This is a genomic window from Granulicella pectinivorans (assembly GCF_900114625.1).
Taxonomy (GTDB): domain Bacteria; phylum Acidobacteriota; class Terriglobia; order Terriglobales; family Acidobacteriaceae; genus Edaphobacter; species Edaphobacter pectinivorans.
The window spans coordinates 415,290-434,771 of the sequence record NZ_FOZL01000002.1 but is presented as its reverse complement, the minus strand read 5'-3'; the positions used below and the strand labels follow the sequence as shown (position 1 = coordinate 434,771).

Here is a 19,482-nt window from a genome sequence, read left to right as displayed (position 1 = left end):
GTGTAGTGGGAGCGCCTAAACGGTTCCTCGGGCGTCTATCGACCATCGGATATTGCAGGAGAGTTACCGGCAAGTCCGGAAGAGTTCATCGCCACGATTGATCCGTGCCCCGGCACCTGCACGCGCCGAGGCCAACCCACGAGCACTTTGGGACGAGAACGGTGCTTGGAAACTGGCACAAAGTCACGTCTCCTTCTACAATCGGTAGAAGGAATATCCCTAAAGAGTTGCTCGCAGCAAACGACGGGGCCTGTTCGCCGTCAGCGAGGATGAAGGAACCGCATGAAGTTGAGCAAGATCGGCCGCATTTCCATGGCCTTGGTAGCATCCGTAGCGATGGGTCTGGGTATGACGGCCTGTGGTGGTGGCACAATCGGTTATATGTGGGTGATCGGTACCCAGTACAACCAGATCGCCGGATTCAAGATCGATCAGTTGACGGGGAACCTCACCGCGATCCCGCACTCGCCCTTCTCGTCTGGCGGGACGAACCCGGCTTCGATTGCCGTGCGTCCGGGCGGACGCTACGTCTACGTCATCAACAAGGCCACGGGCACGAATGGCAACATCTCCGTGTTCTCGGTTGGCGGCGACGGCGTGCTGACGTTCCAGCAGACGTACAGCAGCCAGGGCAACACGCCGGTTTGGGTGCAGGTCGATTCGACCGGCAACTTTCTGTACGTGCTTGACCAGCAGGCTCCGGATATCGTAACGACCACCAACGGCGTGACGACCACCACAAAGCAGACGGTGGGCGACGTGACGGTGTTCGCGATCGACGGCAACACGGGCCGCCTGACGCTGGTGACGAACCAGCAGTCGCTGCAGAACGGCGGCGGCACGGTGCAGAAGACGTACTTCCCTGTAGGCCCCAACCCGACGATGCTGAAGGTTTCGGGCGGTGGATGCCTGTTCGCGCTTGACTCGGGCGACAATACGATCTTCCCGTACTCGGTGAACTCCGGCACGGGCCAACTGACGCTGACGACGAACACCTCGATCGTGACGGGCGCTACCAAGCTGACCTCGATCAACGTGAACGGAAGCAACGTGTACCTGACCGACGCGGGCCTGAACCAGATTCTGCCTTACACGGTGGGCACGAACTGCGCGCTGAACACGGCGAACGGTGGCGCGGTGGCGAATCTGTCGCTGACGGCGAACCCGGTGATGTCGCTGGTGGACTCGAAGGGTAAGTACTTCTACGTCATCAACCAATCGACGACGAACTCGCAGAACACGAACAGCACGATCTCGGCGTTCACGATCGATGCGACGACCGGCAAGCTGCAGCCGCTTGGCGATTCGGCGAATCCGTACTCGATCGGTTCAGGGCCTGGATGCATCGTGGAAGATCCTTCGAACCAGTACATCTACACGGCGAACTTCGACGGTACGGTGACGGGTAAGATTATCGATCAGAATACGGGTAAGCTCTCGAATCTGCAGCGCGGCTCCAACTTCCCCGCGACTGGACAGTCAGTCTGTCTGGTCGTCAGCGGAAACATCAGCTAGCCATTACGGCACGGGTTTGGCTGGAGGGCGAATCGCTCTCCAGCCAAAACCTTAGAGACCACAAGATCACGGCGGGCGGCATTGAGCGCCCGGGAATCAGGAAGCGCATGAAGTTGCATACGATAGGCCGGGTTGCAAAGGCCACAATTTGTTCCCTGGCAATTGGTCTCGGCGTCACGGCCTGCAGCCGCGACTTTACCCTGGCTTATGTCTACACGACCACGACGAAGGCCAGCCCTGGCCTGATCAACGCCTACGGCGTCGACTACCAGACCGGTGCGCTTCTGCAGCTTGCGGATTCGCCGATCCCTTCGGGTGGCCGTAATCCGGTGGGTCTCGTCCCGACTCCGAATGGCAAGTTCCTGTATGTCATCAACCGCGACGACTCGAATGTGGTTGAATTCGCGGTGGGCACGGACGGCAAGCTCTATGCACAAAACACCTATAACGTGCAGGGCAGCTTCCCGACCGCACTCGCGATCGATCCGACCGGCAACTATCTCTATGTGACTTCGCTGTACCAGCCGGGCTATACGACGGCGAACCCCGGCCCCGGTTTGATCACGATCTTCCCGATCAAGAGCGACAACTCGCTGGGTACACCGGTGGCGAATGGCTCGCTGAGCTACTTCCCGATCGGAAACAATCCTGTCGCCATCATCCAGAGCCCGGTTACGTCGAACGTCGCTGCGACGCGGTATCTGTACGTGATCGACCAGGAGGCCTCGCCCAACGCGACCGTTCTCGGCTTTGCAGTGCCAGTATCCAGCGCGGGCATCCCGACCGGAACGATTACGCCGAATGCAGCGACTTCGATCACGACCGTCGCCGGCGTGACTGTCGCGACAGGCACCAAGGTTGGCGTGACGCCCAGCGCGATTGTGGAAGATCCGACCGGCAAGTGGGTTTACGTCGCCGACAAGTCGCTGAACGAAGTCTTCGGTTTTGTGGTGCAGGGTACCGGCGGTCTTCTGACGCCGATGGTCTCGAGCCCGTTCACAACCGGCCTGCTGCCTGTGGGCATCACGATCGATCCGCGCGGCCTCTACCTGTACACCGCGAACTACAACGCGAACACGGTTTCGGCCTTTGTGATCAACACGGCGACCGGAAGCCTCTCGGGTTCCTCGGGTTCCGCATCCACTTCGGTGGGAACGGGTCCGACCTGCATCACCATCGAGCCGGCTCGCGGTATCTACCTCTTTACCTCCAACGCTTTGGACAACACCGTGACCGGCGAGCAGCTTGATCCGCACAACGGTGGTCTGAAGCAGGTTCAGAACACGCCGTTCGCTGCGAGCGGACTGCCGAGTTGCGCGGTTTCGGTCGCGAACGGCTCGCACCCGACGCAGGCGCTGGATAACTAAGGCAAGGCTCAGGGCTCAGGGCCCAGAGCCTCGAAAACAATGGCTCCGACTTCGGTCGGAGCCATCGCCGTTTCGGAGAGCTATCCCAAGAGAAAGGCCCCGCATGTGCGGGGCCTTTCTCTTGTTTCTGTATGCTGAGCGATGTTTTACGCGGTGACCAGAGAACCCAGCTTTTCACCGCTGATGACGCGGGCGATGTTGCCTTCTTCGCGCATGCTGAAGACCATCATCGGCATCTTGTTATCACGGCAGAGCGAGACGGCCGTGGTGTCCATGACCTTGAGATCCTGGCGCAGGATGTCGTTGTAGGTGATGGTCTCGTACCGGGTTGCGGTGGCGTCCTTCTTGGGGTCGGCGGAGTAGATGCCGTCGACGCTGGTCGCCTTGAGCAGGATGTCGGCCTTGATCTCCATGGCGCGCAGGCTGGCCGCGGTGTCGGTGGAGAAGAAGGGGTTTCCGGTGCCGGCGGCAAAGATGACGATGCGTCCCTTTTCAAGGTGGCGCATGGCGCGACGGCGGATGTACGGCTCGGCGACCTGGTGCATCTCGATCGCGGACATGACGCGGCAGAAGAGGCCGAGTTTTTCGATGGCGTCCTGGAGCGCGATGGCGTTGATAACCGTTGAGAGCATGCCCATATGGTCGGCGGCGACGCGATCCATGTCGATAGCCTGTTGGGCTACACCGCGGAAGAAGTTTCCTCCGCCGACGACGATACCGATCTGGCAGCCGAGCGCGTGAACGGTGGCGATCTCGGCGGCTACTTTGTGAATGAAGATGGCATCGATTCCGAAGCCGGCACCTGCGGCCAGTGCTTCGCCAGAGAGCTTGAGGAGGACTCTTTTATACATGTCAGGATCAAGTATCGCATGTGTGAGGCAGGGAACAGAGAATGGGGAGGAGGGAATAGAAAACGGCCGGGAAGATTGCTCCGGCCGTCCCACTTTCCAGATGCGCGCTCCGCTAGAAGATCTTCAGGTGGATGGTGAGGTACTTTTTGGGGTCGGAGCGGATCGTCGTCACGAGGCGGGTGCTCTCGGTCAGCAGGGAGTTCAGGTTGGTGTAGGCGGTGTCGTCGGTGGTGAGCTTACCGAGCGTTCCCTTGCCGGCGTTTACGTTTGCGACGACGGTGTTGAGCTGGGTCATCGTGTCGGTCAACTGCTCACGGAACTTCGGATCGTTGAGCAGAAGGGCGACGGAACCCTTGCCGTGCTGCGCGTCCACCATGAGGCTGTTGGCTTGCTCCAGGGTCTTGTTCAGGTTGTTGTAGAGCTTGTCGTCGGTAAGGAGCTTGCCAGCGGTGCCCTTGCCGGCCTGGAGGTTCGAGGCGAGATCGTTCAGCTTGCCGACGGCGCCGTTGAGGCGGTTGTACATCTCGTCGTCGTTCATCAGCTTCCCGACCGAGCCCTTGCCGGAGTTCAGGTTCGCGGTGAGCTTGTGCAACTCGTCGACGGTCGCACTGGCCTTGTTGTAGAGGTCGGGGTTATTGATGAGCTGACCGATGGACCCCTTGCCGGATTGCATGTTGTCGACGAGGGCGTTCATCTTGGCGAGGATGACGTTGAGGGTTTCAATGGTGCCCTGGCTGGCCTTGACGACGTCGGAGATGCTGGGCGTTTCGAGGGTGTGGAGTTCGTCTCCGTCCTGGAGCGGGCCTTGGGTCGCGAACTGGCTGTTGATGTCGACGACGGTATCACCGAGTACGCCAACGGTGGTGAGGGCGGCCTTCGAATCCTTCTTGAGCCCAGCCTGGTACTTGCTGTCGAGCTTCATGACGACCTGGACGGGGGTGGGGTTCTTGGAGGCGACGATGCGTACGCTCTTCACCGTACCGATGGTGACGCCCTGCAGATTGACGGCAGCGCCTTCCTTCAGGCCGGCAGCGTTCTCAAAGTAGGTGGTGACCTCAATTTTATGCGAGGTGAGGCCCATGCCCGATGAACTCGTCATCAGGAAGAGCAGCGTGGTCAGCACGATCACGGACACGAGCACGATCACGCCTACCTTCAGTTGCGACCAGCGAACCTCCTGCTGACTCGGCATTTCCTCTCCTTGCCACACTCTGGATCTCTTCGAGACGTTTGTGAAGACGAATCGATATCCAGCGTTTCGGTTTTTCGGCCTGTGTACGTCAAAGGATACCATCGGCCCAGAAGGGGTACACCAGGCAGACGGCATCTCGGATGCATTCTAAGAAGCCGTATATCTAGTGGATGCAGGAAATCGTCTTCGCGCTTCAAGAGGGAGCGAAGATCATGCTTCAGGGAGCTTCTCTACCCGTTTTTTCGGTCCCGCCTTCTTTTCAAAGACGAGCGAGGTCTTGTCGATCCGGTACCCGTCGCGGAGGTAGAAGCGGTGGGCCTGGATGCGGCTGCTGCGTGAGGTCACCCGGACTGTGTCGACACCGACCGACCACGCCCAGGTTTCGGCGCGCTCGCAGAGGCTGCGCCCGACTCCTTTGCCTCGGATGCCATCTTTCACCACGAGGCCACCGATGAGCGCGTACGGAGCAGACTGCAGGTGATGGACGACCGCGATCTCGATCCAGCCGACGACCACGCCCTCGAGCGTGGCGACGAAGGCGACCTGCTGCCTGGTATCGATGGCGGCGATCCATTGGAGAACCTGCTCCAAAGTTCTCTGGTATCCCAGTTGCGTGATGAGGAGCGATACTTCTTCGGCGTCGGTGGGTGCAATCTGCCTTATTTCAACCATGCAATTCTCCGTATACCTCCACCGTAAATTGAGCTTCTACCGATTTGGGACAGGTGCCTGCGATAATATGACCAAGCGTACCAACTTCCTTATTCCACTGCGTCAAACTCCTGCGTACCCATCCGGGGACAGCTATTCCGGATGCGACGAATGCGTTCTTCAGACTTGTTCCCATCCCTGCGCTCGTTGCTATCACCGATGGAGACCAAGTTCGCCGTGCGTGCACGACCCCCTGCCTTCAACTCGAGATATCGCTTCCTGCGCTGTCGACGCGCGAGTTTCTCTACGTTTCTGCTCGTCCTTGTGTTCACGCATCTTCTTGCCGCGCAACAGCCGCCGACCATTCCGCGCACAGACCCCGGCGCGATGGCGACGCTGACCGGAACGGTCAAGGATCCCGCCGGCTATCTCATTCCACATGCGCAGATCACGTTGACCGCGGTTCCGACTGCGACAAGCGGCTCCTCGGCAGCGATGGTAACGACCTCAGACGATGCCGGTGTCTTCCGGCTGGCCGGCCTGGCGGTTGGCTCCTACAGCCTGCTGGTGCAGGCAACGGGCTTTGCGCTGATCCAGCAGAACTTGGTGGTTACGGAGCCGCGGGGTGAGGGGCATGCGCAGCGGATCGACGTGACGCTACCCATTCCGACGGCGGAGATGCAGGTGAGCGTGGGGGACGAGGGAGACGATACGGCTCCGGAGCATAATGGGTCGGCGATCGTTCTGCGGCCTGCGGATCTCAATATTCTTTCGGACGACCCCGATACGATGAAGCAGCAGCTCGAGGCGATCGCGGGACCATCGACGGATGGGGCGCACTTTTACATCGATGGCTTCGAGGGCACGCGGCTGCCTCCCAAGTCAGATATTCGCGAGATACGGATCAACTCGAACCTCTACTCGGCGCAGTACGACACGCCGGGACAGGCGCGGATCGAGATCTTTACCAAGCCGGGGGCGGGTACGCTGCATGGCGGCCTGTGGGGCAACTATTCGAATTCGATCTTGAATGCGCAGGATCCGATTGCGACGCAGCCGGCCTACAGCCATTCGCAGTTGGGTGGTTATCTGAGTGGACCTCTGGGAAAGCACCTGGCCTCGAACGCAAACTTCTCTCGCAACATGTACTCCGACAGCAGCTTTGTGAAAGCCACGGTTCTCGATGGTTTGAATGTGGTTGCGCTGACGCAGGCGATTCCGAATAAGCGCACGCAGATCTACTTCGATCCGCGTATCGACTTCCAGGGACCATTCCACACGGCGATCAGTCTGCGCTATATCGTTTCGCATGAGGCGCAGGCTGTGGGCGGGGTAGGCGGGCTGGTGCTGGCGAGTGAAGCGTATCGGCTGGACAACACCAGCCAGACCATGCAGATGCTGGCGACGAAGAGCTTTGGCGCGAAGACGGTGAACGAGCTGCGGTTTCAGTACACGCGGACGCGGAACAACGAGTTCGCGGCATCGACGGCACCGACGATCAACGTGCAGGGTGCGTTCAATGGAGGCGGTGCGCCGGGCGGCACGACGCGGGATAATCAGGATACCTATGAGCTGCAGGACTACTTCTCGCATGTGTTCAAGAAGTCGTTCCTGCGCGCGGGAGGGCGGCTGCGTATTCTGCGGGATGCCAGCGATGCGACATCGGGCTTCAACGGGGCCTATACGTTTGCGACGATCGGCGCGTATCAGCTTACGTTGCAGGGGATCGCACAGGGGCTGACACCGGCCCAGATCCGCGCTTCAGGTGGGGGCGCGTCGCTCTTCTCATTGTCGGTGGGAACGCCCAAGGCGAAGGTGAGTCGCGTCGATGGGGCTGTCTATGTGGAAGACGACTGGAAGGTGACACCGAAGTTCACGGCGTCGATCGGGCTGCGGGTGGAGAGCCAGACGGTGATCTCGGACCACTTCGACGTGGCGCCGCGGATCTCGCTGGCGTATGCGGTGGGGCCGAAGGGTAAGCCGGCGCGGTTCACGCTGAGGGCTGGGTCGGGCATCTTCTACCAGCGCTTCTCGACGGGAAGCCAGTTGCGGATTGCGCGCGGCAACGGGGTGGTGCAGCAGCAGTACCAGGTGGAGAATCCGGATTTCTATCCCCTTATTCCCAGTCCGGCGGCGCTTGGTGCCAGCGTACCTCCGGCGATCACGCAGATGGATCCCAATCTTCGCGCTCCGTACAGCGTGTTTTCCGGCCTGGGCATCGACCATCCCTTCGGCAAGGTGGCCAACCTCTCGGTCAACTACACGAACACGCACCTGGTGCATGCGTTCGAGATGCGCAACATCAATGCGCCGATGCCGGGGAGCGGCGTGCGGCCATATGGGGGGACGAACGCGATCTATGAGTACGGATCGGAGGGCTTGTCGAACCAGCAGTCCCTGCGGATCAACAGCTCCTATCGCAAGGGGCCGATCAGTTTTTATACCTACTACTCGTTGTCGTTCAACGACTCCAACACCAACGGCGGGTTCCCGTCGAACTCGTACGACCAGCATGTGGACTATGGGCGAGCTGCGAACGATATCCGGCACCAGATGTATGCGTACCTGAATGCCGATCTTCCGTTCAAGATTCATACCAGCACCAACGCTGTGCTGCGCTCAGGCGCGCCGTTCAACATTACGGTTGGGCAGGATCTGAATGGAGACACGCAGTATAACGACAGGCCCACGTATGCGACGGATCTGACGCGCGCCTCGGTGGTCACGACGCGATGGGGCGTCTTCGATACCCAGCCGATCGCCGGGCAGAAGACGATTCCGATCAACCTGGGGACAGCACCTGCTTCGTTACAGGTGGACCAGAGGCTTAGCCGCAGCTTCAACTTTGGGCCGAAGCTGCCCGATGCTCCGAAGGCCGCTGGCGCGAAGACTCCCGCGAAGCCGGTGCCAGTGCGGCGGCGGTACTCCTTCGATGCGTATGTGTATGCGGTGAATGTGCTGAACCACGCCAACTATACCAACCCAAGCGGCGTGCTGATTCCGGTGCAGGCGGGGCAGCGTTCGACGTTCGGCATTCCCACCGCGGACCAGGGTGCCCGGGCCCTGTTGTTTGGTGGCTTCTTCAGTTTCTAGTCAGCCTAAGGCACCCTCGCGCCCGGTCCGTCTTCGGTCATCTTGACGGGTTCGATGCTTCCGTCCGGAGCGAAGGTCATGCGGTCGATGGCCATGACACGTTCATTGGCTCCGGTGGTGCCCAGCGGATGGCGATGGTAGACGATGTACCAGATGTCGGTGCCGGGGATTTGCAGGACCGAGTGGTGGCCGGGGCCGTTGGCGATGGCGGGGTCGGTCTGGAGGATTTTGCCTTCGCGGATGAAGGGGCCGGTGGGGCTGTTGCTGCGGGCGTAAGCTACGCCGTAGGTGGAGTTCTCCCAGCTCCCCTCGGACCACATGAAGTAGTAGACGCCCCTGCGCTTGATCATGAAGGGACCCTCGACGTAGTGATCCGGAGTGATCTCCTTGTAGAGCGAACCGTCTTGCATGGGAATGACCGACCTAAGGTCGGCGGAGAGGCGCGCTACGTTGCAGTGGCCTTGTCCGCCGTAATAGAAGTAGATGGTTCCATCGTCGTCGCGGTAGACGGCGGGGTCGATGGGCTGGGCACCGTTATGGAACTCCCCGATGAGTGGCTTGCCGAGGGCATCGATAAAGGGGCCTGCGGGCGAGTCGCTGACGGCGACGCCGATGCCTCCGGGAAAGGTGTCCTGCTTCTGGATGTCGTTGGCGGCGAAGAAGAGATAGTACTTGCCGTGCTGCTCGATGACGGTGGGAGCCCAGAAGGCATAGGCGGCCCAGGGAACGTTCTTCACGTCGAGGACTGCGGGATGGCGGGTCCAATGGACGAGGTCGGGGGAGGAGAAGGCGTCGAGCGAGGTGTGTAGGAGGTACACGGGGTGGATGACGTGTCCGGCGCGAAGCTTCTGCTGCAGGGGATTGAAGGCCTTTTGTTCCTGGCTCTCGGGGCTGGATGAGGTGGGGTAGATCCAGTACTGGCCGGCGAAGAAATGGACCTCGGGATCGGCGTAGAAGCCGAGTCTGGCGAGGTTCGCGGAGGACTGGGACCAGCCGGCGAGGGGGCACAGCAGGAGAGCAGAGAAGACAACAACCGTTCGAAAGACGCGCACGACACTTCCTCCTGTGGAGACCGCCAGACTCAAGTATGGATCGCGGTCCTGCAAAAAAGAAAACCGGCCGTAGATCGTGGTGATCTTCGGCCGGCCGGTTTGTGTGGAGGAGGGACTAGCTGCAGCCGCTGGTGCTGCCGCACTCGTTGCAGCGGTAGCAGGAACCGGACCGCGTCATGATGGCGCCGCAGGTCGCGCAGCTTGGGGAATCGCCCATGTCGTAGAGGTCCTTCATGGCGCTGGCCGTGTGGTAGATGCCGCGGTCTTCGAGGGTGCCGGCAGGAGCCGCTTCGAGACCGGAGCTTGCCGTCAGATCGGGAGCGATGCCGCCACGGGGCGCCGAACGGTCCGCATACTCCTGGACCGGATGAAGCGAGGCTTCGGCGTGCAGGCTGACCGTGTTGGCCGGGGCCGAGATGGTGCCCGTGACCGGAACGCTCGCCGGAGACGAGAGACCCGCGAAGAGGTCAAGCTGCGTGCCGGAGAGGAAGCGAATCTGGATCCACCGGAAGATGTAATCCATCACCGACTTGGCGTATCCGATCTCCGGGTTGCCGGTCCAGCCGCTGGGCTCGAAGCGGGTGTGTGCGAACTTCTCGCACAGAACTCGCAGGGGGACGCCATGCTGCAGGGCCAGCGAGATGGCGGTCGCGAACGAGTCCATCAGGCCGGAGACGGTGGAGCCCTCCTTGGCCATGCGGATGAAGATCTCACCCGGCGAGCCGTTCGGGTAGAGCCCGACGGTGATGTAGCCTTCGTGCCCGGAGAGAGCGAACTTGTGGGTCACCGAGGCGCGCTCGGCAGGGAGGCGATGGCGAACCGCCCGCGGAGGCTCCTTGGCGTCGACCGACTCGGAGTTTTGCGTAGCGGACATGGCGAGCGCCTTCATCTGCGCCTCCAGTTCCAGCACGCGAGCCTTGGTCAGGTCGAGATTGGCGAGAGCGGTCTTGAGCTCCTCGGTCGATCCCGGCGCTGCGGCTGCTTCTGCGCTGGTCAGCACCTTGGTGCCCTTCTTGTTGTCGTCGGTCTGCGCGGAGACATTGAGGGGCTGCGTGCCCTTCGATCCATCGCGGTAGATGGCGACAGCCTTGATGCCGCGCTTCCAGCTCTCGACGTATGCGTCGGCGATGTCCTGCACCGAGCAGTCGTTGGGCAGGTTGACCGTCTTCGAGATCGCGCCCGAGAGGAACGGCTGTGCCGCAGCCATCATCTTGATGTGGCCCATGTAATGGATGGAGCGCGTACCCTTGGCGGGCTTGAACGAGCAATCGAAGACGGCGAGGTGCTCCGGCTTGATGGCCGGCGCGCCTTCGATGGTGCCGGTTGCGTCGATGTAGCTGACGATCGCGTTCACATCCGCCTCGGAGTACCCGAGCTTGATGAGCGCCGAAGGCACGGTGGAGTTGACGATCTTGATCATGCCGCCGCCGACCAGCTTCTTGTACTTCACCAGAGCGAGATCGGGCTCGACGCCGGTGGTATCGCAATCCATCATGAAGCCGATGGTGCCGGTGGGTGCGAGGACGGTGACCTGCGAGTTGCGGTAGCCGTACTTTTCTCCGTGGGCGAGCGCGCCATCCCATGCATCCTTGGCCGCATCAATGAGCGAGTCGAGGTGCGGAACGACGAAGGGCTCGGTGGTCGTCGCACGCGAATTGCCGATGTGGTTCACTTCGGCACGGTGCATGCGGATGACATCGAGGAACGGCTCACGGTTGACGTAGAAGCCGGGGCAAGCGCCGCCGGTAATCTCGGTCTGCTTGGTGAGGTTCGTTGCGCCGGCGAGCGGTGGGCAGGTCTCGGCGATACGCGCCGACTGCCAGTACGCATCGCCGCAGAGGATCGCGGTGAGGGTGCCGGCGAAGTCGCGACCGGCATCGGAGTCGTAGGGTAGACCGAAGGCCATCAGCAGCGCGCCAAGGTTCGCATAGCCAAGGCCGAGCGGACGATAGTCGTGCGAGTTCTTGGCGATCATCTCGGTTGGGTAGCCAGCCGAGTCCACAATGATCTCCATCGCGGTAGTGACGACCGCGATCGCGTGACGATAGGAGGCGACGTCGAACTGGCCGCCCGGCGTGAGGAACTTGAGCAGATTGAAGCTGGCCAAGTTGCAGGCCGAATCATCGAGGAACATGTACTCCGAGCACGGATTCGATGCGTTGATGCGAGCCGTATTCTTCGAGGTGTGCCACTTGTTGATGGTGGTGTCATATTGCATGCCGGGGTCGCCGCACTGCCAGGTGGCCTCCGCGATCTTGTTCATCAGGTCGCGTGCCTTATACTCCTTCACCGGCTCGCGGCCCTTGACGGTCTTCGTGGAGAAGTTGCCGTCCTTCTCGTACGCCTGCATGAACTCGTCGGTGACGCGAACGGAGTTGTTGGCGTTCTGGAAGAAGATGGACGAGTAGGCCTCGGAGTCCGGACCGGACCCGTCGTAGCCAGCCTGCATGAGATGCCAGGCCTTCTCTTCTTCCTTCACCTTGCACTCGATGAAGTCTTCGATATCCGGGTGATCGATGTTGAGGACCACCATCTTGGCGGCGCGACGGGTCTTGCCACCGGACTTGATGACGCCGGCGAACGCGTCGAAGCCGCGCATGAAACTGAGCGGGCCGGATGCGGTGCCGCCACCCGAGAGAGTTTCCATCGAGCCACGGATGGCCGACAGGTTCGAACCGGCGCCCGAGCCCCACTTGAAGAGCATGCCTTCGGTCTTGGCCAGCGTCAGGATGGAGTCGAGCGAGTCCTGCACGGAGTTGATGAAGCAGGCCGAGCACTGCGGCTTGGAGTAGCCGGTGACGGAAAATTCAATCGCGCAGGAGTGCTTGTTCCAATGCCAGTTCTGCGCATCGGAGTTCGGCTCCAGACGATCGCAGCCGACGTTGAACCATACGGGCGAGTTGAAGGCCACCTTCTGGTTCAGCAGCAGGTGCGCGAGCTCGTCATAGAAGATCGCAGCGTCTTCGTCCGTCTTGAAGTAGCCATCGCGGATGCCCCAGTCGCGAATCGATTCAGCGACGCGGGTGATGAGAGCGCGGACACCCGACTCGCGCTCCTCGGTCCCGTTGAGGCCATGGAGATACTTCGAGGCGACGATGTTGGTCGCGGTCATGGACCAGTCGGCAGGGACTTCGACGCCCTTCTGCTCGAAGATCAGCTTGCCCTTCCAATCCTGAATGATGGCGTCGCGGAACTCCCAGGTGACCTGGTCGTAGGGGGAGACGCCTGCCGTGGAGAAGTGACGGACGAATTGAAGGCCGGCGCCACCGCGCTTGGTCTTGTTTTCAGTTCCGGTCTCGGGTGCTGTGGCTTGCTTGATGGGGGACATGCTGGTGGTTCTCCTGGATTTTCCTGGTGCGAAGTCGTTAGAACGGTGGTGCTCTGGGTGGTTCTGATCTCTCGAGTCTTTCGAATATCTCGAACGAAAAAGTTTGGTGTTACGCCGCGAAAGTCCCCCTGGGGAGTGCTCGGCTAAACCGGTCGCCGGAATACGTCTCGGCATGGGGAGGTACGCCGGACACGGGAGAGCGGCTTTCGAAGTGTTGTTCCTGATGAATGTCGGGTTACAGCTTGTACTTCCGTTATGTGAAACTAACGCCCTATATAGGGCCTGTCAATACGTTTAAGTCTACATCTAGTGTTGGCATTGAAGATACTGGTAGCAGGGTCAAAAAAAGCCGGGTAAAAGGGGCGAAAACCGGAAGTGAGGCCGGTACATGCCTGAGATATCAGGATCGGTGCGGTGCGCGTCACCCGTTCGTCCGCGCATCTATGAGGTTAGGCCTCCCCAACCCCTGGCGCAAGGGTCCGGAACGTGGAAATGTGGGTATCTCTACTCCACGCAAGAAATGCGGCGAACGTCTGGGACGCTCGCCGCATGGGGGAAATTTCCGCGGGATTCTGTGTTACCGGACCGGTTGCACCGGCATGGGCCTCTGTTGCGAGCGATGCCGCAGATAGGGGGCGAGTTCGAGGCCGGTCTGCTCCACCTGGATACTCGCTCCGCCGGCATCGTGCGTCGGGGTCAGCTTGACCGGCGCGCCTGCGCAGATGGCATGCATATGGGGCCCTTCAGGCGAGTCGCCAGCGGCATACAGCCTCCATGACTGGGCGACGACCGGATCGAAGGCGAACCATCCCTGCTGCAGGAGCATCGAGGACCTGGCAGGCCGCGGAGCGGTATTTTCGGCGCTGCCGTCGAGCGAACAGGGCACATCTTGCACCTGTGTTTCCACGAACGCCATGGGGGCCCGCATGGCGGAGCGGCAGACCGGGGCAGCGAAGCTGGGGTCGCCGACCAGAGAACAGACACCGCCCCCGGGAATGGCATGGTTGGAGTCGGACAGCTTGAAGTTGACAGGGGGATCGATCTGGAGGCGAGTCAGCGCGAGCGTGAGTTGCAGCTTGACGGTCTCCGTGCCGATGCGGTCGATGACCTTTTCGGGAATCATCACGTCGATCTGCGTGCTCTCCCCGCCGTGCAATGTGTCCGAAAAGCCCAGCCAGGAGGAGCTCCAATGGAAGCCGCTGGCGGAGGTCAGATCCACGTGCAGGGCGCGGCCGGAGAGCAACTCGTTGCCGGAACTGAGGTTGGCTGCAATCGGAACGCTCAATACGTAGTTGCCGACGACATTCAGCAGGCCGCCGGTGCTGGGCTGTTGCTTCATCGGGTCGAGGTCGACCTGGGCGGAGAGGCCGGTGCGTGTGGGGTACGCATGGGTGAAGAGGAACCCAGCGGGAAGGATGAAGTACACGGCAGCGAGCAGGATCGGGGTGGCAATGAGGATGAGCTGTGAAAGCCCCGTTCTGCGCTCGATGTACTGATGCATCAGTGTTCCGGCGAGCAGGATGGTGAGCAGCACGATGAATCCAGCTTCGGTATAGGGAGGGATACCGCGCACGCCGGAGAGATAGGTCGCTACGAGTCCGACGACGCCCAGGTACAGCACACCGCCGAGTACCAGAAGGATGAGCGGGCCGAAGCTCGACGTGACCGACGCCAGCACCAGGAACGGCAGCAGGAACAAGACGAAGATCGCCCCGATATTCAGCAGCAGGGCAGGAAGAGATGCGAAGACAGGAAGGCCGGCGTAGTGGACGAGGAAGATCTGCGCGGCAAACAACGGGAGGCAGATGGCGACAAGGACGAAGAGCAGCTTCGCCGCCAGCAGCGAGTACCAGGTATAGGGACGAGTGACCCAGAACTGCTTATCGCCGACGAGCGATTCGTCGTGGACGGAGCGTGAGATGAGCACGAGCCAACTGATGGGAATGAGCGCGTGGAGAAAGACGCCCATGATCTGCGGTGCACCGAACTGCGCACCGGGATAAGCCATCTTGCCGATGTAGCCGGGCCATGCCGCCGGGGCGATCCAGGCAAAGAGTGCGACGAGCGAGAGAGAGACGGAGATCTCCGGCGCGAGGTGTCGCAGGTCTTTGCGCAGGATGTGCAGGGTCTGTTTGAAGCTGGTCATGCGCGCCTCCGGGTCTTGTCTTTCGTGCGGACGTCTTTGTCGCCGATGTCGATGGGGGCGCGTCCCGAACGGGCGAGCGCGAGGAAGATGGTACGCAGGGTCATCGGTTCCATCGTCACTTCTCCGGAGCCGGGGAACACGGCGGCGATCTGTTCGGCGACGGGTTCGGTGTCGGCCTGGCTATGCACGAACTTCGCGACGGACGAACTGCGTTCAAGAAGAAGCCACGATGCGGGCGGAGGGACACCCTGTCCGCTGCCTTCCAGTGTCACCGTGATCTCACGGAAGCGGGCGTTCAGCGACGACATCTCTTCGGCGAAGACCAGCTTGCCGTGGTTGAGGTAGCCGATGTGGGTCGCGAAGGATTCGATCTCGGCGAGGTCGTGGGACGAGATAAGGATGGTGACGGGCGGGCGACCCTCTTCGCCGTTGACGACGTCGATGAGCGCCTCGATCAGCTCGTCACGTACGAGAGGATCGAGGCCGGAGAAGGGCTCGTCGAGGACGATGAGCTTTGGGTGGAAGGCGAGCACGCTGGCGAGTGCGGCCTTCATCAGCATGCCCCGCGAGAGATGCTTCAGCCGGCGGTCGAGCGGGATATCGAGCGCCTGGATCAGCGTCTCCGTCTCCCACTCCGGATAGAAGGGCTGCAGGTAGTCGAGGTACTCGCGCACCGTCATCCACTCGGGCAGCTCCTGGTTTTCGGAGACGTAGCCGATGTTTTGGAAGGCATCTCCGCTGAGCGAGTGCGAGGCGTGCCCGCAGACGGTGGCCGAACCCGCGCTGGGATGCAGAATGTTCATCAGCAGCTTGATGAGCGTGGTCTTGCCCGCGCCGTTATGTCCCACGAGCGCGAAGACTGCGCCCTCGGGCACATGGAGCGTGGTGGGCTGAAGCGCCTGGGTTCGTCCGTAGCCTTTGGCCAGTCCGTTGGTCTCGATGACATTCGTCATGATCGTCCCTTCCGTTCTTCGTTTGTGCTCAACCGCTCCCAGTGATCGGCGAGCGCTTCCTGCATGTCGTCGAGAGGAATCGACAGGCGCTTGGCCTCGACGACGAGCTGCTCGATCTCGTGGGTGAGAAGGTGGGAGCGTTGTTTGCGTGTGGAGTCTGGAAGGACCGCGACGATATTGCCGATGCCTGGCGTCGTTTCGAGGAGGCCTTCGCCGACGAGGTGAGAGACGATCTTGTGGGCGGTGTTGGGGTTGATCTTGAGTTCCTTCGAGAGGGCTCGCACGGAAGGGAAGGGGTCCCCGGGGCGAAGCTGTCCGGAGATCATCGCCTTGCGCGCAGCATACACGACCTGCTCAAAGAGAGGGACACCGGGCCGGAACTGTACGCGGAAGGGAATCACGTCTGTACTATCACACATAATACACCTATCGCGCAAGGCGACTCATACGCTCTTTTACCGTCGCGTTGCGCTCCCGATGGCCTAGAGCAAAATTCTCTGCCGACCATCGGGAGGCCCGCACGCGTCGATGGCGTCATGACCGGGATCCGCGTCACGAAGTGACCGCCGCCCGCGCGGGGCGATTTAGAAGTTTTCTTTCTTCTCCAGGTGCGCCTCGACCGCCCTGCGATTCAGCAACGCTTCGCGCATCGTCTTATTTTCGAGCAGAGGCAGTTGGTTGGTGTGGAACTTCGATCCAGGCTGTGACGAGTCGCCGTACGAGAGGCTCATCATCGCATGAGGAGGCGACGTGAACTCGATCGCGGCAACATAGCCGTCGCCGTGGACCGGCGTGCGAATGCCGTCCTTGAGCGGGCCGTACGTGACGACGCGGAACACGCCCATGTTGCCGTAGCCGCCGTTGCCGGGAAGGCTGACACCATCGATCGCCGGACCGCGCGGTGCTGTGACTACGCCGTTTGACTGCGAGTTAATCTCGAACTTCATCACCTTGCCCCACGCCACATCGAGCGCGCCGAAGTCATGCATCGTCTCGGTGGCTGCGGCGTCGAGCATGGCAGCAGCCTTGGCCGGATCCTTCAGGCCACCAGGTGTGTGCATGGGATCGGCGAGTGAGTAAGGCACGGCGAAGTTCGTCTGGATAGACATCGCCGGACCCATGAACTGGCGGGTCCACGCGTAAAAGAGTACGGCCCCCTTGCTATCGGCTTCGGTGAGGCGATCCCATCTGGCGAGTACCGCCGCGGCGTCCTTTGCCTGCGGTGTGCCGTATTGGGCTGCTGCCGCGAGGAGATCCGGCAGAATACGGTCGGCGAGTTCGGCGCGCGTGGAGAGCTTCTTCTGCAACATGCTCTCGAAGGAGATCTTTTTATCTTCGGAGAGCATATGCAGAGAGCGCTCGGTGCGGAAGCTGATGAAGGTCGGCGCCATGTAAGGAGGGTAGTTCTTGGGGTCGAGGTTGTTGGGCCACGCTGCATCCCAGGGTGGTTCATTGGTGTTCTGCACGTAGCCGTTGGGTGGGTCGATGACCTTGGGGAGTTCCGCGTAGGTGAGGTAATCATGCCAGAGTGTCGAGGACGTATCGCCGGGGACGATGCCGGCCCAATACGCGACGTCGCCCGAGGATCGCCTTGGAACATCGCCGCCAAAGAAGTACTCGATATGCCCGTCCTTATCGGCGTAGATGACGTTGTACATCGGCGCCTGCAGACGCTTGAGCGCGGTCTCGAACTCCGCAAAGTTATGCGCGGTGGACATCTGCCAGTACTGTTCCAGCATGAATGGCTTGTCGAGCCCACCAACGCGCAACGCAATGGGATCGCCCGCGTCTTCCTTGATCACCGCGCCATGGATCGTCCGGCGAATCTCCAGCGTCTTCTCAGCGAACGTCCCGTCGGCCTGGCGAAGCTTCAGCGTGTGGGTCTCATGCTCGAATGCCAGGGCCTTTCCGTCGAAGAGATAGCCCTCGCTGCCGTCGGGCAGCTTCGTGGTCTTGATGCGGAAGAGGTCCGCCGCATCGATGGTGTTGACGGTGTGGGTATAGCCGAGGTTGTCGTTGAAGGCGAAGCGGAGCACCGGCAGGCCGACCTGTGTGGCTCCGTAGATGTGGATGCCGGGTGCGGTGAACTCCGCTTCGAAGTAGCTCTGGTTGCCGGCCCACGCGAGGTGCGGGTTGCTCAGCAGCATGGCTTTGCCACTCGCGGAGTGCGATGGCGCGATGGCCCAGCCGTTCGATCCGGCATCGTCATCCGTCTTGAACTCTTCCAGTTTCGCCGTGACGCGGGTGGCGGCGGTGGCGGTTGTGATGGCCGGTTCGGCGAGGCGCTGCCCAGCGACGAAGGTGAAGTGAACGAAGTGCTGCGAGTGCTCGATGGGATCGAGTGCCGTGATGGGAAGCACGCGCTTCGCCTCTTCCGAAAGGGTTTCGGGGTGCTTTGCCGCGTAGGCGTTGATGCCTGCGGCGAATGCTTCGAGATAACCGCTGAACGCGGGCGTCTGCTGTTTCAGCCAATCGGCGGAGCGCGCAGGGACGCTATTGGTCCAGACCCACGTGTCGGCCTTGATGCTGGCAGGGGTGGCTTGGAAGTACTCGGAGGCGCGTCCGCGCGATTCGCCATAAGCGTGCAGCAGGAGGTTGCCATGAGCCTCGGCCTGCGCGTAGCCATAGAGGAAGAAGAGATCGGCGGTGGACTTCGCATAGAGATGCGGGATGCCGTAGGTGTCCCACAGAATCTCCGAGCCCTTCGTCGGCGTGTAGGGCTTCTGGGCCAGAGAGAGCGGAACGAGCGGCAGGGCGGCGAGAGCGAGAATCAGGGAACTGAGACGCACGGGCACTCCGGAGCGAAGAATTTGTGGTGGTTCGATGATGATAGCGTGAATTACCTGGCGCGGCGCAGACGCAGCCGCAGGCTCGCGGTCACTTCGCGGTGGCAGGGGAGGCAGAGCGTGCGGAGGTTATCGAGATCGCATTGGCCACCGCCTTCGGCCACGGGGAGGATATGGTCCGCATCCCAGAGTGAGCGGCGCGCGTCGATGCTGGCAAGGCCATAGAGCGAGAGGCCTGCGATCCGGTTGGCTCCACGAGCCCGCTTCAGCGCGTTGTAGATGGCGAGCGTATCTGCCTGGCAAAGCGCGCATACGCCCTTGTCGCGTGCGAAGACCTGGTCGCGCAGATACCCGGGGTCGGTGCGGAGGCGCCACTGGTGTACGCAGTACTCGGAGCAGAAGGTGCGGCGGCGCTTGGCGAGGATCTCGAGTTCGCACCAGCGGCAGAGCGGGAGGCCGTTGGGGCCGACGGGCAGAGACGCCCGGTGCGCGCGGCCGCCGGCCATCGTTCGTGTCGTCACCATCCTTTAACGATAATGGGGAACCAC

At 61.4% G+C, this 19,482-nt stretch carries 13 protein-coding genes; 3 read left to right on the top strand and 10 right to left on the bottom strand.

The genetic code is table 11. The annotated features are described in order from the left end of the window. Nucleotides 1–282 precede the first annotated feature (282 nt). Both BM400_RS19690 and BM400_RS19685 read left to right on the top strand, forming a co-directional pair. Nucleotides 283–1,515, top strand: a complete 1,233-nt coding sequence (locus BM400_RS19690; RefSeq protein WP_089843071.1) for a lactonase family protein — start codon at nt 283–285, stop codon at nt 1,513–1,515. 107 nt (nt 1,516–1,622) lie between these two features. Continuing rightward, entirely contained in the window at nt 1,623–2,882 is a 1,260-nt protein-coding gene (locus tag BM400_RS19685) for a lactonase family protein (RefSeq protein ID WP_089843068.1), read from the top strand. Nucleotides 2,883–3,028: 146 nt separating this feature from the next. On the opposite strand, the gene pyrH is transcribed toward BM400_RS19685, so the two are convergent. The 3 genes from pyrH to BM400_RS19670 all read right to left on the bottom strand — a co-directional run bounded on the left by pyrH (nt 3,029) and on the right by BM400_RS19670 (nt 5,597). After that, on the bottom strand, nt 3,029–3,733 hold the full coding sequence (pyrH, locus tag BM400_RS19680; protein WP_089843065.1) for a UMP kinase: 705 nt from the start codon (nt 3,731–3,733) through the stop codon (nt 3,029–3,031). 112 nt (nt 3,734–3,845) lie between these two features. Beyond that, nucleotides 3,846–4,925: an MlaD family protein gene (locus BM400_RS19675; protein ID WP_089843062.1), complete on the bottom strand. Its 1,080-nt coding sequence runs from the start codon at nt 4,923–4,925 to the stop codon at nt 3,846–3,848. Between the two features lie 210 nt (nt 4,926–5,135). After that, nucleotides 5,136–5,597, bottom strand: a complete 462-nt coding sequence (locus tag BM400_RS19670; RefSeq protein ID WP_089843060.1) for a GNAT family N-acetyltransferase — start codon at nt 5,595–5,597, stop codon at nt 5,136–5,138. A gap of 303 nt (nt 5,598–5,900) precedes the next feature. On the opposite strand from BM400_RS19670, the gene BM400_RS19665 reads away from it, so the two are divergent. Next, nucleotides 5,901–8,669 carry a TonB-dependent receptor gene (locus BM400_RS19665; RefSeq protein WP_175529159.1) on the top strand — a complete coding sequence of 923 codons (2,769 nt, stop codon included), beginning with the start codon at nt 5,901–5,903 and terminating at the stop codon, nt 8,667–8,669. A 5-nt stretch (nt 8,670–8,674) separates the two neighbouring features. Here the strand turns inward: BM400_RS19665 and BM400_RS19660 are convergent, their stop codons facing one another. The 7 genes from BM400_RS19660 to BM400_RS19630 form a co-directional block, all read right to left on the bottom strand. Further along, entirely contained in the window at nt 8,675–9,721 is a 1,047-nt protein-coding gene (locus BM400_RS19660) for a glycoside hydrolase family 43 protein (protein WP_089843956.1), read from the bottom strand. 115 nt (nt 9,722–9,836) lie between these two features. After that, the gene (locus BM400_RS19655; protein ID WP_089843056.1) at nt 9,837–13,049 is read right to left on the bottom strand and encodes a vitamin B12-dependent ribonucleotide reductase; all 3,213 of its coding nucleotides are present in this window, start codon (nt 13,047–13,049) and stop codon (nt 9,837–9,839) included. Between the two features lie 577 nt (nt 13,050–13,626). Beyond that, entirely contained in the window at nt 13,627–15,195 is a 1,569-nt protein-coding gene (locus tag BM400_RS19650; RefSeq protein ID WP_089843053.1) for a hypothetical protein, read from the bottom strand. Next, nucleotides 15,192–16,148 carry an ABC transporter ATP-binding protein gene (locus BM400_RS19645; protein ID WP_089843049.1) on the bottom strand — a complete coding sequence of 319 codons (957 nt, stop codon included), beginning with the start codon at nt 16,146–16,148 and terminating at the stop codon, nt 15,192–15,194. The genes BM400_RS19650 and BM400_RS19645 overlap by 4 nt, the downstream gene beginning before the upstream one ends. Next, the gene (locus tag BM400_RS19640) at nt 16,145–16,567 is read right to left on the bottom strand and encodes a GntR family transcriptional regulator (RefSeq protein WP_175529158.1); all 423 of its coding nucleotides are present in this window, start codon (nt 16,565–16,567) and stop codon (nt 16,145–16,147) included. Before BM400_RS19640 ends, BM400_RS19645 begins: the two co-directional genes overlap by 4 nt. Nucleotides 16,568–16,732: 165 nt before the next feature. Continuing rightward, a complete protein-coding gene (locus BM400_RS19635) occupies nt 16,733–18,937 on the bottom strand; it encodes a penicillin acylase family protein (protein WP_245782043.1) in 2,205 nt (734 codons plus the stop codon). Nucleotides 18,938–18,987: 50 nt separating this feature from the next. Then, entirely contained in the window at nt 18,988–19,458 is a 471-nt protein-coding gene (locus BM400_RS19630; protein WP_217644137.1) for an HNH endonuclease, read from the bottom strand. Nucleotides 19,459–19,482: the final 24 nt, after the last annotated feature.